The organism is Novosphingobium sediminis (assembly GCF_007991615.1).
Taxonomy (GTDB): domain Bacteria; phylum Pseudomonadota; class Alphaproteobacteria; order Sphingomonadales; family Sphingomonadaceae; genus Novosphingobium; species Novosphingobium sediminis.
Genome location: NZ_BJYR01000022.1, coordinates 52589 through 67345, shown reverse-complemented (window position 1 = coordinate 67345; position 14757 = coordinate 52589). Strand labels below are relative to the sequence as shown.

At 67.0% G+C, this 14757-nt stretch carries 16 protein-coding genes; 11 read left to right on the top strand and 5 right to left on the bottom strand.

The genetic code is table 11. From position 1 onward, the window contains the following. The first annotated feature begins 35 nt into the window (after positions 1-35). The 11 genes from NSE01_RS16775 (at position 36) to NSE01_RS16725 (ending at position 10761) form a co-directional block, all read left to right on the top strand. On the top strand, positions 36-941 hold the full coding sequence (locus tag NSE01_RS16775; RefSeq protein WP_147160796.1) for a LysR family transcriptional regulator: 906 nt from the start codon (positions 36-38) through the stop codon (positions 939-941). Positions 942-1011: 70 nt separating this feature from the next. Further along, positions 1012-1434 carry an NAD(P)H-dependent oxidoreductase subunit E gene (locus NSE01_RS16770; RefSeq protein WP_147160795.1) on the top strand — a complete coding sequence of 141 codons (423 nt, stop codon included), beginning with the start codon at positions 1012-1014 and terminating at the stop codon, positions 1432-1434. Beyond that, on the top strand, positions 1431-2984 hold the full coding sequence (locus NSE01_RS16765) for an NADH-ubiquinone oxidoreductase-F iron-sulfur binding region domain-containing protein (protein WP_147160794.1): 1554 nt from the start codon (positions 1431-1433) through the stop codon (positions 2982-2984). Before NSE01_RS16770 ends, NSE01_RS16765 begins: the two co-directional genes overlap by 4 nt. Positions 2985-3165: 181 nt before the next feature. Further along, positions 3166-3696 carry a molybdenum cofactor guanylyltransferase gene (gene mobA, locus NSE01_RS16760; protein WP_307725995.1) on the top strand — a complete coding sequence of 177 codons (531 nt, stop codon included), beginning with the start codon at positions 3166-3168 and terminating at the stop codon, positions 3694-3696. Then, the gene (fdhF, locus tag NSE01_RS16755) at positions 3686-6559 is read left to right on the top strand and encodes a formate dehydrogenase subunit alpha (RefSeq protein WP_147160793.1); all 2874 of its coding nucleotides are present in this window, start codon (positions 3686-3688) and stop codon (positions 6557-6559) included. Before mobA ends, fdhF begins: the two co-directional genes overlap by 11 nt. Beyond that, positions 6556-6780, top strand: coding sequence for a formate dehydrogenase subunit delta (locus tag NSE01_RS16750; RefSeq protein ID WP_147160792.1), 225 nt, complete (start codon positions 6556-6558; stop codon positions 6778-6780). The genes fdhF and NSE01_RS16750 overlap by 4 nt, the downstream gene beginning before the upstream one ends. Further along, the gene (fdhD, locus tag NSE01_RS16745; protein ID WP_147160791.1) at positions 6770-7555 is read left to right on the top strand and encodes a formate dehydrogenase accessory sulfurtransferase FdhD; all 786 of its coding nucleotides are present in this window, start codon (positions 6770-6772) and stop codon (positions 7553-7555) included. The genes NSE01_RS16750 and fdhD overlap by 11 nt, the downstream gene beginning before the upstream one ends. Positions 7556-7609: 54 nt before the next feature. After that, positions 7610-8353: an energy transducer TonB gene (locus NSE01_RS16740; protein WP_147160790.1), complete on the top strand. Its 744-nt coding sequence runs from the start codon at positions 7610-7612 to the stop codon at positions 8351-8353. 100 nt (positions 8354-8453) lie between these two features. Beyond that, the gene (locus tag NSE01_RS16735) at positions 8454-9494 is read left to right on the top strand and encodes a mannose-1-phosphate guanylyltransferase (protein ID WP_147160789.1); all 1041 of its coding nucleotides are present in this window, start codon (positions 8454-8456) and stop codon (positions 9492-9494) included. Continuing rightward, positions 9491-10297: a class I mannose-6-phosphate isomerase gene (locus tag NSE01_RS16730; RefSeq protein ID WP_147160788.1), complete on the top strand. Its 807-nt coding sequence runs from the start codon at positions 9491-9493 to the stop codon at positions 10295-10297. Before NSE01_RS16735 ends, NSE01_RS16730 begins: the two co-directional genes overlap by 4 nt. A 20-nt stretch (positions 10298-10317) precedes the next feature. Then, complete coding sequence (locus NSE01_RS16725) at positions 10318-10761, top strand: DUF2721 domain-containing protein (protein WP_147160787.1); 444 nt, start codon at positions 10318-10320, stop codon at positions 10759-10761. Between the two features lie 8 nt (positions 10762-10769). Here NSE01_RS16725 and ribA read toward each other — a convergent pair whose 3' ends face one another. The 5 genes from ribA to ppk2 form a co-directional block, all read right to left on the bottom strand. Beyond that, on the bottom strand, positions 10770-11837 hold the full coding sequence (gene ribA / locus NSE01_RS16720; RefSeq protein ID WP_147160786.1) for a GTP cyclohydrolase II: 1068 nt from the start codon (positions 11835-11837) through the stop codon (positions 10770-10772). Beyond that, positions 11834-12637 carry an exodeoxyribonuclease III gene (locus NSE01_RS16715; RefSeq protein WP_147160785.1) on the bottom strand — a complete coding sequence of 268 codons (804 nt, stop codon included), beginning with the start codon at positions 12635-12637 and terminating at the stop codon, positions 11834-11836. Before NSE01_RS16715 ends, ribA begins: the two co-directional genes overlap by 4 nt. Positions 12638-12997: 360 nt before the next feature. Then, complete coding sequence (locus tag NSE01_RS16710) at positions 12998-13666, bottom strand: LolA family protein (protein ID WP_503826175.1); 669 nt, start codon at positions 13664-13666, stop codon at positions 12998-13000. 70 nt (positions 13667-13736) lie between these two features. Continuing rightward, entirely contained in the window at positions 13737-13904 is a 168-nt protein-coding gene (gene rpmG / locus NSE01_RS16705; protein ID WP_054121888.1) for a 50S ribosomal protein L33, read from the bottom strand. A gap of 100 nt (positions 13905-14004) precedes the next feature. Next, positions 14005-14739, bottom strand: a complete 735-nt coding sequence (gene ppk2 / locus NSE01_RS16700) for a polyphosphate kinase 2 (RefSeq protein WP_246135259.1) — start codon at positions 14737-14739, stop codon at positions 14005-14007. Between the last annotated feature and the right edge of the window lie 18 nt (positions 14740-14757).

Here is a 14757-nt window from a genome sequence, read left to right as displayed (position 1 = left end):
GATAGGCGCTCTCTCTCAGAGGAGATCGCCAGCCGATGCAACTGCGCCATTTGCGCTACTTCGTCACGCTCGCGCGGGAGCAGCATTTTGCCAAGGCGGCGGCGGCCTGCGGAATCTCGCAGCCTACGCTTTCCGCTGGGCTCAACGCGCTGGAAGCCGAGTTCGGTCGGCGGCTGGTGGAACGCGACCGCCGCTTCATCGGCCTGACCCAGCATGGCGAGGCGATGCTCCCATGGGCCGAACAGATCCTCGGCGCGGTGAGCGGCATGGCCAGCGCGGTGGCGGCCACCGCCGCGCCGCTCAAGGGTGAGTTCGGCCTCGCCGCGATCCCCGCCGCGCTGCCGCTGGTCGGCCTCCTTGGAGAGGCGCTGCTCGCGCAGAACCCCGGCATCACGCTGTCCGTCCGCTCGGCCACATCGCGCGCGATCGAGCATGGGCTCCACGCCTTCGAGGTCGATGCTGGCCTCACCTATCTCGATCACGAACCGCCAGCGAACGTGCTGTCGGTGCCGCTCTATGCCGAGCGCTACGTTTTCCTTGCGGCGCGCGGGGGCGGGTTTGACGGGCATGAAGCGGTGACGTGGGAAGAGGCCTGCGCGCAGGACTTGTGCCTGCTCCACCAGGGCATGCAGTATCGCCGGATCCTTGATGACCGCCTCGCCGCGCGGGGCCTCGCCGCCACGCCGTGCGCCACGGCTGACAGCCATTTTGCACTCTTCGCGTTGGTCCATTCGGGCGCCTTCGCGACAATTGTGCCCGATGGCTACGCCCGGCTCATGGCAGGCGTGGAATGGGCGCGCTTCCTCCCGTTCGACGAGCCTGAGGATGCGCGCAAGGTAGGGCTGGTGGTGGTCAACCGCGATCCCCTCGGCCCGATGGCCCGCGCGGCACTGGCAGCGGCGCGCGTGCTTGAAGCAGCGGGTTTGCAGCCATGGCCTTGATAGACTTTATCTATCAATCATACCATAATTCGATTTGACCTTCCTGCGGCAATTCCCAAGGCATTTCATCATGACAGACCAAGACGAGCTCGATGGCATCCTTGCCGCCCACGCCGGGCGCGAAGGTGCGCTGCTGCCGATCCTGCACGATGTGCAAGCCGCGTTCGGCCATGTTTCGGAAAGCGCCATCCGCCACATCGCGCAGGCGCTGAACCTCACGCGGGCGGAAGTGCACGGCGTCGTCAGTTTCTATCACGATTTCCACGAAGAGCCGGAAACCCGCCCGGTCCTCAAGCTCTGCCGCGCCGAATCGTGCCAGGCGCGCGGCGTCGAAGCGCTCGCCGCCGCGCTGCCGGACAACCCGCGCGTGAAGGTGGAGACGGTCTACTGCCTCGGCCTGTGCAGCGTCGGCCCCGCCGCGATGATCGGCCATGAAGTCCACGCCCGGCTCGACGCCGCCCGGCTTGGCGCGCTGGTGGAGAGCCTCGCATGACTGTGGTCCGCATCTCGGATGACGCCGCCGCGCTGGCCTGCGGCGCCAATGCCGTCGCCGCCGCGTTTGCCAAGGCCGGTTGCACCATCGAGCGCGTGTCCAGCTGGGGCATGCACTGGCTGGAGCCGCTGGCCGAGATCGACGGGCCCAATGGCAGGATGGGCTTTGGCCCGCTGACCCCGGATGATGTGGCCAGTGTCCTCGCAGGCACCAGCGGCAAGGCCATCGGCACGATTGCCGAGCACCCCTTCATCGCCCGCCAGCAGCGCTTCACCTTCGCCCGCGCCGGCAAGACGCGGCCCTTGAGCCTTGAAGACTACGCCGCAACCGGCGGCTGGGCTGGCCTGAAGCGCGCCCGCGAACTCGGCCCCGAAGCGACCATTGCCGAAGTCACCCAGTCCGGTCTGCGCGGCCGCGGCGGTGCGGGCTTCCCGGCGGGCATCAAGTGGACCACCGTCGCCAAGGCAGCCGGCCCGGTGAAGTACATCGTCTGCAATGCCGACGAGGGCGACAGCGCCACCTTCGCCGACCGCATGGTGATGGAAGGCGATCCCTTCATGCTGATCGAGGGCATGGCCATCGCCGGCCACGCGGTCGGCGCATGCAAGGGCTATATCTACGTCCGCAGCGAATATCCGCATGCCATCGCCAAGCTGAATGCCGCGATTGCGCTCGCCGTCCCGCACATCGCCCCGTTCGAGGTTGAAGTCCGCGTCGGCGCAGGCGCCTATGTCTGCGGCGAGGAAACCTCGCTGCTCAACAGCCTTGAAGGCAAGCGCGGCGAAGTCCGCGCCAAGCCGCCGCTCCCCGCGCTGGAAGGCCTGTTCGGCAAGCCCACCGTGGTGAACAACGTCCTGACCCTCGCCGCCGTGCCGTGGATCATGGCGAACGGCGGCGCGGCCTATGCGGAAGTCGGTTTCGGCCGTTCGCGCGGCACCATGCCGATCCAGCTCGCGGGCAACGTCAAGCACGGCGGCCTGTTCGAAGTCGGCTTCGGCGTCACGCTCGGCGAACTGGTGAACGAGATCGGCGGCGGCACCGCCTCGGGCCGCCCGGTCCGCGCGGTGCAGGTCGGCGGCCCGCTCGGGGCCTACCATCCCCCCGCCGATTTCCACCTGCCGTTCGATTACGAAGCCTTCGCCGCCGCCGATGGCCTGATCGGCCACGCCGGGCTGACGGTGTTCGACGAGACGGCCGACATGAGCGCGCAGGCCCGCTTCGCAATGAGCTTCTGCGCCGCCGAAAGCTGCGGCAAGTGCACCCCCTGCCGCATCGGCTCCACGCGCGGCGTCGAACTGATCGACCGCATCCGCGCCCGCACCGGGCGGCAGGCCGACAAGGTCGAAACGCTCCCCCAGATGCACAACGCCCGCAAGGCCCCGCGCACGTTGGGCGATGAAATCGAACTGCTTGAAGACCTCTGCGAGACGATGAAGTTCGGCTCGCTCTGCGCGCTGGGCGGCTTTACGCCCTACCCGGTCCTCTCCGCGCTCAAGCACTGGCCGGAAGATTTCGGCATGCCCGCGCCGTCGCAGGAAGCGGCTGAGTGACGAACCTGACCTTCCCTCAAAACACCCGTCATGCTGAACTTGTTTCAGCATCCATCCCTCGGTTTGCTCGGAGGCCCGCTGTTTACTTGCCAAGACGGCCCCTTGGTTCCTCACCGCAAAACTCGGCGATTGCGGCGCGATGGACCCTGAAACAAGTTCAGGGTGACGAAGAGCGTGGGATGTGGGCACTATCATGATCCTCGGCGCGGTCCTTGCTGGCGGCCAGTCCTCGCGCTTCGGCAGCGACAAGGCGCTGGCCGCGCTGGGCGGGCAAACCTTGCTTGCCCGCGCGGTAGCCTCGCTCGAAGCGCAGTGCGACGCCGTTATTGTCGTCGGTCGCGGCGAGGTTGCCGATCGCCCGCGCGCCGGAATGGGGCCCCTCGGCGGGATCAGCGCTGCGCTCCACTACGCCGATGTGCATGGCTATAGCGAAGTCCTCACCTGCGGCGTCGATTGCGGCGGCCTTGCGCCCGATACCTTGGCCGAGCTCGCCCCCGCGCCCGCCTATGTCGCGGACCAGCCCGTCATCGGCCTCTGGCCCGCCAGCGCCGCGCCTGCGCTCGATGCCTTCCTCGCCGCCGATGCCAAGCATTCGATGCGCGCCTTTGCCGAAATGATCGGCGCAAGGCCCGTGAATCTCTCGGCCAAGACCGCTAATATCAACACGCGCGAAGATCTCGTCGCCGCGCAGGAGCACCACGATGGACGTTGAACGCGAAACCTATCGCCCGCAGCCCGATTTCGGCACGCCTGAAGTCCGCGGCGCGGCGACCGTCACGCTCAATATCGATGGCCGCGAAGTCTCCGTCGCGCCCGGCACCACCGTGATGCGCGCCGCCGCGCTCTCGGGCGGCTCGATCCCCAAGCTCTGCGCGACCGACAGCGTCAAGCAGTTCGGCTCCTGCCGCCTCTGCCTCGTGGAGATCGACGGGATGCGCGGCACTCCGGCCAGCTGCACCACGCTCGTGGCGGATGGCATGAAGGTCCACACCCAGACCAAGAAGCTCGAAAAGCTGCGGCGCGGTGTGATGGAGCTCTACATTTCCGACCACCCGCTCGATTGCCTCACCTGCAGCGCCAACAACGATTGCGAACTGCAGGATCAGGCCGCCGCCGTGGGCCTGCGCGATGTGCGCTATGGCTATGAGGGGGAGAACCACCTCGCCCAGACGATGGACATCTCGAACCCCTACTTCGACTTCGATCCGTCGAAGTGCATCGTCTGCTCGCGCTGCGTGCGCGCCTGCGATGAAGTTCAGGGCACCCTCGCGCTCACCATCGAAAGCCGCGGCTTCGGCAGCAAGGTGAGCGCGGGGCTGGCGTCCGACAGCTTCCTCTCCTCCGAATGCGTCTCCTGCGGCGCCTGCGTGCAGGCCTGCCCCACCGCGACACTGCAGGAAAAGGCGGTCAAGGAAATCGGCAAGCCCGAGCGCGCCGTGGTCACCACCTGCGCCTATTGCGGCGTCGGCTGCACCTTCCGCGCCGAAACGCGCGGCGAGGAAGTGGTGCGGATGGTGCCGTGGAAGGACGGCAAGGCCAATCGCGGCCACTCCTGCGTCAAGGGCCGCTTCGCGTGGGGCTATGCCCAGCATCAGGAACGCATTCTTTCGCCGATGATCCGCTCGTCGATCGACGAGCCGTGGCGCGAGGTCACCTGGGACGAAGCCATCGCCCACACCGCAAGTGAGCTTAAGCGCATTTCCGCCAAGTACGGCCGCAACGCGCTGGGCGGCATCACCTCCAGCCGCTGCACCAACGAGGAAACCTTCCTCGTCCAGAAGCTCGTCCGCGCCGGCTTCGGCACCAACAACGTCGATACTTGCGCGCGTGTCTGCCACTCGCCAACGGGCTACGGCCTCAAGACCACGTTCGGCACTTCGGCGGGCACGCAGGATTTCGATTCGGTCGAGGACAGCGACGTCATCCTCGTGATCGGCGCGAACCCCACCGACGGCCACCCTGTTTTCGCCAGCCGGATGAAGCGCCGCCTCCGGCAGGGTGCGAAGCTGATCGTGATCGATCCGCGCCGCACTGATCTCGTCCGCAGCCCGCATATCAGCGCCGATTTCCACCTGCCGCTGCGCCCGGGCACCAACGTCGCGGTGCTGACCGCGCTCGCCCACGTGATCGTTACCGAAGGCCTCGCCGATGAGGCCTTCGTGCGCGAACGCTGCGACTGGGAAGAGTACCGCCACTGGGCGGATTTCGTCAGCCTTGAGCGCAACAGCCCGGAATTCCTCGAACCCGTCACCGGTGTTCCGGCAGCAGACCTGCGCGGCGCGGCGCGCCTGTTCGCCACCGGCGGCAACGGTGCGATCTACTACGGCCTCGGCGTCACCGAGCACAGCCAGGGCTCGTCCACCGTCATGGCCATCGCCAACCTCGCCATGGCGACGGGCAACATTGGCCGCCGCGGCGTCGGCGTGAACCCGCTGCGCGGTCAGAACAACGTGCAGGGCGCCTGCGACATGGGCAGCTTCCCTCACGAGCTCTCGGGCTACCGCCACGTTTCGGACGCAGGCGCGCGCGCGCTGTTCGAGGCGGAATGGGGCGTGCCGATCGATCCCGAACCGGGCCTGCGCATCCCCAACATGCTCGATGCCGCAACCGACGGCCTGTTCAAGGCGATCTACATCCAGGGCGAGGACATCCTCCAGTCCGACCCTGATACCAAGCACGTGGCGGCAGGCCTCGCCGCGATGGAATGCGTGATCGTGCAGGATCTGTTCCTCAACGAGACCGCCAACTACGCGCACGTGTTCCTGCCGGGCTCCACGTTCCTCGAGAAGAACGGCACCTTCACCAATGCCGAACGCCGCATCCAGCCGGTGCGCAAGGTGATGGAGCCCAAGAATGGCTACGAGGACTGGCAGATCACCCAGCTCCTCGCGCAGGCGATGGGCCTCGATTGGGCCTACACCCACCCGCGCGAGATCATGGACGAGATCGCCCGCCTCACGCCGACCTTCGCCGGCGTCAGCTTCGCGCGGCTCGATGCCGAAGGCTCGCTGCAGTGGCCGGTGAATGACGCCGCGCCCGATGGCAGCCCGATCATGCACATCGATGGCTTCGTGCGCGGCAAGGGCAAGTTCGTGGTGACGGACTATGTGCCGACTGACGAACGCACCGGCCCGCGCTTCCCACTACTGCTCACCACAGGCCGCATCCTCAGCCAGTACAACGTCGGCGCGCAGACCCGCCGCACCGCCAATGTCGTGTGGCACGAGGAAGACCTCCTCGAAATCCACCCGACCGACGCCGAGAACCGGGGCATCAAGTCGGGCGATTGGGTGCGCCTTGCCAGCCGCTCTGGCGAAACGACCCTGCGCGCCACGGTCACCGACCGCGTCGCCCCGGGCGTTGTCTACACCACGTTCCACCACCCCGCGACGCAGGCCAACGTCGTCACCACCGACTATTCGGACTGGGCCACCAATTGCCCCGAATACAAGGTGACCGCGGTGCAGATCACCCCTTCGAACGGCCCGACCGACTGGCAGGAGGAATACGAGGCGCAGGCCTCTCGCTCGCGCCGCATCAAGGGCCACGAAGGGGCGATGGAGCCGGCGGAATGAGCGCGCATACCACCGAGAAGCTGGTCTACATGGCCAACCAGATCGCGCGGAACGTCACGCACGAGCCCGATCCCGTGGCGATGATCGCCGATCACATCCATGCCTTCTGGTCGGTGCGGATGAAGGCCGATGTGTTCGCCGTGATGGACGGCCCCGAAGGCGCGGCGCTTGATCCGGTGGCCCGCGCGGCGCTGGAACGGCTCGCCGCGCATGCCAACTAACGCAGCCGTCTCGCACACCTTCGCCGAGCATTTCGCCGATGGCCGTGCGCCCACGCCAAGGGAACGCCTGCTGGCGATCGAGGCGCCTGTCGCCATCGAGATCAACGGTCTCGGCTATGCGGTGATGATGGCCACCCCTGCAGACCTTGCCGACTACGCGCTGGGCTATTGCCTGTCTGAACAGCTGATTGCCTCGCCCGCGCAGTTCATTTCTGCAGAGGCGAGCGAAGTCCCCGCAGGCGGCTGGATGCTGCGGATCCAGCTCACCGCCGATGATGCCGCCCCGCTGATGGAGCGCGCCCGCCTGCGCCTCTCCGAAGGCAGCTGCGGCCTCTGCGGGATCGAGAGCCTCGAGCAGGTGCTGCGCCCGTTGCCACCTGTCACCGCGCGGCTCGATGTCGACGATGCCGCGATCTTCCGCGCCGTTGCCGCGCTGCCCGATCTCCAGCCGCTTGGCCGCGCCACCCGCGCCGTGCACGCCGCTGCGTTTTGCGATCCCGATGGCACGGTGCGGCTGGTGCGCGAAGATGTCGGCCGCCACAACGCATTCGACAAGCTGCTCGGCGCGATGGCCCAGGCTGGACTCGCGGCGGGGGAGGGCTTCATCGTGCTGACCGCGCGGTGCAGCTTCGAACTGGTGCAAAAGGCGGTGATCGCCGGCTGCCCGCTCCTCGTCACGATTTCCGCCGCTTCCACATTGGCGGCGCAGCAGGCGGCAGCGCACGGTTTGCGGCTCGTTTCGCTGGCGCGGGAAGACAGCTTTCTCGCCGATTGAGTTCATCGCCGAGGGGATTCCGAAGCGGCTCCGCTTCCCCTAAGGTAGGCGGTGATGAAAACCGGTCCGGCGAGCACCCGCTTCAGCGATCGCCCCGCGCTGAGCCGCAGGACGCGCCTCTGGCTGCTGCTTGTCGTTGCCGTGCTCCACGTCGGCCTTGGTTTCGCGATTTTCACCGGTCTTGCCAGCGGCGCGATCACGATAATCCAGAATGCGGCAACAGCGGCCTATTCCGTACCGCTCGATCCGCCACCCCCGCCGCCGCCGCCCGCGAATCCCGTGCCGACACCCGAACCTGCCGGAGATGAAGGCGCCGCCGCGAGGCGCGCCAAGCCCAAGCCGATTGCCGCACCGCCGGCCCGCATCCCGAACAAGGCAATGACCGCCGCCCCGGCCGCTTCGACCGGGGATGCCACCAGATCGGGTGCAACCAGCGCGGGTGCCGGAACCGGCGGCGGCGCGAACGGCACAGGCACCGGCAGTGGGGGCAATGGCGATGGCGCGGGGTCCGGAGCCAGCCGCGCGGTCAAGATTGCCGGCGATATCACCGCCACGCGCGACTATTCCGCGCGCACTCGCAACCTTCGGCTGGGCAAGAGCGTTATCGTCGTACTCACGGTCGGCACCGATGGCCGTGTCCATGGCTGCCGGATCCACCAAGCCAGTCCGGACCCCGAAGCCGATGCCATCACCTGCCGTCTTGCCACCGATCGCTTCCGCTTCCGCCCTGCGACGGACCGTGCCGGTAATCCGATTACATCCGAATTCGGGTGGCAACAGCGCTGGTTCGCCCCATGACGGATACTTAACAGGATGGCAGTGACTTGCGCATAGTTTATGGCCATAAGCCCGCGCGCCAGCGATTGACCCTGGGGTTGAGCCGCGAAACAGGAACCCGATGGACGCTATCATTCCCGTTGTTCTGTGCGGCGGCAGCGGCACCCGCCTCTGGCCGCGCTCGCGCAAGGCATGCCCCAAACCGTTTCTGCCGCTCGTCGGCGATACCACGCTGTTTCAGGCGACGGTGCTGCGGTGCCCTGCACAGGCCGGGTTCGGCGCGCCCATCGTCGTCACCGGCGCGGCCCATCTGGACCATGTCGAGGCGCAGCTGCCCGATCCCGCGCACAGCCGCGTCATCGTGGAGCCTGAGGGCAAGAACACCGCGGCGGCCATTGCCCTTGCCGCCCTGCGCCTGCCCGAAGACGCGGTGATGCTCGTCTGCCCGAGCGACCACCACATCGGCGATGTCGCCGCGTTCCAGGCCGCCGCGCATGAGGCGGCGGCGCTGGCGCGCCAAGGCTGGTTGGTCTCGTTCGGCATCGCCGCCACCGCGCCCGAAACCGGGTTCGGCTATTTGCGCCGCGGCGAAGCGATCCCCGGATCGAGCGGGTTTGCCGTCGCGCAGTTCGTCGAAAAGCCGGATCTCCAGCGAGCCATGAGCTTCCTGGCCGATGGCGGCTATGCCTGGAACGGCGGCATCTTCGCGTTCCGGGCCGGTACGTTTCTGGCCGAGCTCGCTGAGCATCGCCCAGCGCTGGCCGAAGCCGTGCGCGCCGCTGTTGCGGGCGGGCGGGAAGAGGGCACGCGGTTCCATCCCAATGCTGCCGCCTTTGCCCTGATCGCCGGGGAATCGGTGGATTATGCGGTGATGGAAAACACTGCCCGCGCCGCGATGGTGCCCGCCGCGATGGCGTGGTCCGATATCGGCAACTGGCAGGCCTTGCGCGACGCGCTGGAGCACGACACGGATGGCAACAGCGTGCGCGGCCCGGCAGAACTCGTCGATTGCACCAATGTCCTCGTCGATAGCGATGGTCCGCGCGTGTCGGTGATCGGCGTGCAAAATCTGATCGTCGTGGTCGACAAGGGCGAAGTGCTCGTCTGCACGGCGGATGGCGCCCAGAAGGTCGGCAAGTTGACCGGCGCGGTAAACCAGTGACCGTGCTGGCCGAGCGGACGGTAGAGAAGCCGTGGGGGCGCAGCCAGCTGCCCGCCCCCTTCATGGCGCCCTATGGCAAGCGCATCGGCGAAATCTGGTTCGAACCCGTCGACGCGGTCTATTCGCTGCTCGTCAAATATATCTTCACCAGCGATAGGCTCTCGATTCAGGTCCACCCCGATGATGAGCAGGCCAAGGCGCTCGGCGAATACGATACCGGCAAGGAAGAGTGCTGGCTGGTGATCGATGCGCAGCCCGGCGCGACGCTCGGCATCGGTTTTCGCGAGGAAATCGGCCCCGAGGCGATGCGCGCCGCCGCGCTCGATGGCAGCATCGAGGATCTGCTCGTGTGGCATCCGGTCAAGACCGGCGATTTCTTCTACATTCCGGCGGGCACCGTCCACGCGATCGGCGCCGGGGTGAGCCTGATCGAGATCCAGCAGAACTCCGACATCACCTACCGCCTCTACGACTATGGCCGCCCGCGCACGCTGCATCTCGACAAGGGCGTCGCGGTGGCGAATGGGGCGCCCTATCCCGCCGCACTCCACCGTCATCTGGAGCCGACTGGAACGGTGGAGCTGGCACGCGGGCGCTATTTCACCGCCCACCGCCTCGAAGGCGTGCCCGATGCGGCCATGCTCGCCGAATATGCCGGCCCTACGCTGATCCTGCCGCGTCGCGGAGAACTTGAACTTGATGGGCATGTGCTGCGCCCGGGCGACTGCGCCGCTGCTCCATCGGCTGCCGCCGTGACCTTCAGCAGCGAAAGCCAGGCCATCCTCGTCCGCCCTGCAGGATGATGCATCCCGAACACCCGGTCATGCTGGCACAGACTATCCAGCTTGCGCTGGCGCCGGTCTTCGTGCTGGTCGCCATCGGCAACATCATGAACATCCTGACCAACCGTCTCGCGCGGATGGTCGATCGTTCGCGCCATCTGCAAACGCTCCATGCCGGCACCAAGGGCAGCGAACACGACGGGGTGGTGGCGGAAATGCGCATCATCGACCGCCGCATTGCCCATATCGGCCGCGCCTTGCTTCTGCTCGTGCTCAGCGGGCTGGCCATCGGCAGCACGGTTGCGGCGCTGTTCCTCGGCGAACTGGGCGGGGCCGATCTGGGCATTGTCACCGCGGCGACCTTCGTGCTCGCCATCGCGCTGCTGATGGTTGCGCTGGTGCTGCTGCTGCTCGAAACGCGGCTGGCGGCAAAGACCCTGCGCCTGCCGCCCGAATTGCTCGAACTTGAGCGTGGCGAGCTCTAGCGCGACCTTTAGCGGAGCAAGTGCCCCGTCCGGTCGCGCTTGGTATCAAGGTAGCGCGCGTTGTGCGGGTTGGCAGGCAACTGGTGCGCCACGCGCTCGGTCACTGTCACGCCGACAGCCTCAAGCGCCGCAACCTTGGCCGGATTGTTGGTGAGCAGCCGCACCGCCCCCACGCCGAGCAGATCGAGCATCCGCGCCGCCACCGGAAAATCGCGCGCCTCGCTCGGCAGGCCGAGCCGTTCGTTGGCATCGACCGTATCGAAGCCCTGATCCTGCAATTCATAGGCGCGCAGCTTGTTGATGAGGCCGATCCCGCGCCCTTCCTGCCGCAGATAGAGCAGCAGGCCCCAGCCGCCCGCGTTGGCTTCCTCGGCCATCCGCGCTAGCGCCGCATCCAATTGCGGTCCGCAATCGCACTTGAGGCTGCCGAGCACGTCGCCCGTCAGGCATTCGCTGTGCAGCCGCACCAGCGGCACATGGTCTCCGCTCTGCGTCCCGATCACCAGCGCGACATGCTCGCGCAGATCGTCGCGCGCGCGGAAGGCAATGATCTCGGCATGCTCGCAGGCATCGACCGGCAGCCGCGCCCGTGCCTGAACCGTCAGTTCCAACGGGTCCTTGAACGCGGCAAGGTCATCCACCGAGACCGTCGCCGCCGCTTCCACCCCAGTCGCCACCATGAACGCGGGCAGGATGCCGGCAAGCCGCGCCAGCTCCATTGCAGCGACAGCGGCGGCTTGTGCCGGGCAGGGATCGGCGCGGAATGGCCCGCGCATCGGTTCGGCCAGATCGAGCGCCGGATCGGCCAATGTGCGCGCGGCGTGGAGCGAGAAGGGCTCGGCGCCGTGGATCATCACCGGCATGTGCGGTTCGGCGGCATCGCGCTGGTTGGCCAGCTTGAGCGTTGCAGCGCGCGCGTGGGAGATCAGCAGGCGCGCGGCATAAAGCCCCGGCTGCACGAAGGCCGTCTCCGCCGGCAGCAGATCAAGCGCGCCGTCCGGTGCTTCGACCCGAATCGCCCAGCCATGGCGCAGCGCATCGAGCGCCAGCGCCGCCGCTCGCGGGCTTCCGCTCAAAGCGCGAACTCCGTGACCAGCGGCACGTGGTCCGAAGGCTGGTCCCACTTGCGGGTTTCCTCGACGATGCGGTGCGCAGAGGATTTGTCCGCCAGCGCGGGCGAGGCCCACATGTGGTCGAGCCGGCGGCCCTGGTCCTTGTCGCGCCAGTACGAGCGGTAGGACCACCACGAATAGTTCCGCTCGGGCGCCGGAATATGCTTGCGGCCTAGATCGACCCAGCCATGCGCCGCGCCGAATGCGCCGAGCGCGGCCACTTCCTGCGGGGTGTGGCTGACGACCTTGATCAGCGCCTTGTGGTCGTAGACGTCGCAGTCCAGCGGCGCGATGTTGAAGTCGCCCACGATCAGCGTAGGCCGCTCGACTGTTCCGGCCCACTGCGTCATGCGATCAAGGAACGCCAGCTTCTGGCCGAACTTCGGGTTCGCCTCCGGATCGGGAATGTCGCCGCCCGCCGGGATATAGACGTTCTCGAGGATCAGCCCGCCTTCCGGCGTCATCACTTCCACGCCGACATGCCGCGCCTCGCCATTAGCCTGCCAGTCGTGCCGGTTCATCTCGCGGATCGGCACGCGGCTGATCGTGGCAACGCCGTGGTAGCCCTTCTGCCCGTGCACCGCGCGGTGGGTATAGCCCAGCTGCTCGAACACCTCGTGCGGGAACAGCGCTTCCGCCGTCTTGATCTCCTGCAGGCAGAGCACATCGGGCTGTTGCTCGGTGAGGAAGCGCGCCACTTGTTCGATGCGCAGCCGCACCGAATTGATGTTCCAGGTGGCGACAGAGAGCGTTTGGGAGGCCATCCGCGCGCTTTAGGAGCCTCCGGCGAAGGCGGCAAGCGCATGGTCGTGCAACTGGTGGCTCCCCTCCCGCTTGCGGGAGGGGCTGGGGGTGGGCCTTCGCAGCATCTCAAGGCAAACAAAAACCCTCGGACCGGGGGCATGGTCCGAGGGTTCCTTGTGCGTTCGTCACGCTGTCAGACGGAAGGGGATTGTGGACCGGGTAACAGGGGGGGCGAACCCGGTCAGATCCGTCTTGACCCACCCTCTCTAGGGCCGCGCCGCTTGCTGGCGGATGAACGACCCTGTCAGGGTAGTCCCAAACTCGTCGCAAATTGTCGCAGGATCATGACGGTGGTTTGCCGCGTTGCGACGAGCCGGTGATTACTTGCGCCCAGTGCCGCGCGGATCGTTCCAGCGGAAAATGTTGGACGGCAGCGCCACACCGTAGCGCTGATTCGCGAGGCGCACGGTCGTCCGGCGGTTCTGCGAATCGAGCGCGACCCAGCTGTTGAGCTCCCACCCGCCCGGCGCGCTCGGCTTCTTGAGCATGATCATTGTGATCGAGCCGTATTCCGGATGGCGCGGATCGCGCACGTCGAGGCTGATCACTTCGGAATGGCCGGTGGGATTGAGCGTGGCGAAGCGCGCGACATCCTTGTTGGGATCGAGCAGCGCGCCGAGCGGGCTGTTGCGGATCGGCCAGCGCTGCACCTGGCGCACTTCGTAGTCGATCAGCGTCAGCGCCGCACCGTCGGAGACGATCAGCAGCGGAATGCCGGGCTGGTACTGGAAGCGGATCTTGCCCGGCCGCTGCATGCTGAGCACCCCGGTCAGGCGCTGGCCATTGCGATCGGTCTGGACGAAATCGGCCTGCAGCGTGGTGATCGCGCGCAGCGCCGCGACGGCCTGCTCGACCTGCGGATTGACCGCAGCGGCAGGGGAAGCTGGCGGCGATGCCGCAGCTGAAACGACAGGCGCTGCCAACGCAAGGAGCGCGGCGGCGACAAACGGACGGGAGGCGGTAAGCCGGCGGGCAAGGGAGAGCGTCATCGTCATCCCTATACCACTGCCGAAGGAGCATTGAACCCGGCGTGAACTGTCTCGCCGGGCCACCAGCCGCTTACTTGATCTTGGCTTCCTTGAACTCGACGTGCTTGCGCGCCACCGGGTCATACTTGCGGAACACCATCTTCTCGGTGGTGTTGCGCGGGTTCTTCTTCGTCACGTAGAAGAAGCCGGTGTCGGCGGTCGAGACCAGGCGGATCTTGACGGTAGTGGGCTTGGCCATGGCTTTATCCTGAAAACTTGGGCGCGCTGAAAACAAAATCGGCGGCGCGTTGCCACGCCGCCAGACAGGCGCCGGTCGTTGTGAGCGAATCGAGCAAAAGTCAAGGGGCGGCAAACTGCTTCAGCGGTTTGATGACCCCGAAGCGCTCCTTGGCCAGCGGTTCGTCGAGCGGTGGCAGGGGCGGGACCTTCTGCTCCACCGGCCCCACCGGCAGCCGGTCGAGCAGATCGCGCACCAGCGTCAGCCGGCCCCGGCGCTGGTCGTTGAAATCGACCAGCGTCCACGGCGCATGCTTGGTATGCGTCGCCTCCAGCATGGCCTCGCGCGCCTTGGTATAGTCGCGGTACTTGCCCCGCGCGGCCACATCGATCGGGGAAATCTTCCACTGCTTGCTGGGATCTTCGTGCCGTTCGGCAAGCCGTTCCTCCTGCTCTTCCTGATCGCAGGTGAGCCAGTATTTGAACAGCAGCAGCCCGTCATCGACCAGCATCCGCTCGAACTTGGGCGCTGCCTCCAGAAAGGCCTCGACCTGCTCGTCGGTCGCAAAGCCCATCACGCGTTCCACGCCCGCGCGGTTGTACCAGCTGCGGTCGAACAGCACGATTTCGCCCGCGGCGGGGAGGTGGGGTACATAGCGCTGGAAGTACCACTGTGTCTTCTCGCGGTCGGTCGGGGCGGGCAGGGCGACCGTGCGCACCTGCCGCGGATTGAGCTTCTGCGAGATGGCGTGGATCGCTCCCGTCTTGCCCGCCGTATCGCGCCCTTCAAGGATCACGAGGATCCGCGCGCCGCACTGGCTGGCCCAGCCGGCCATCGCGGTAAGCTCGCCCTGCATCGCATCGAGCGCATCCTC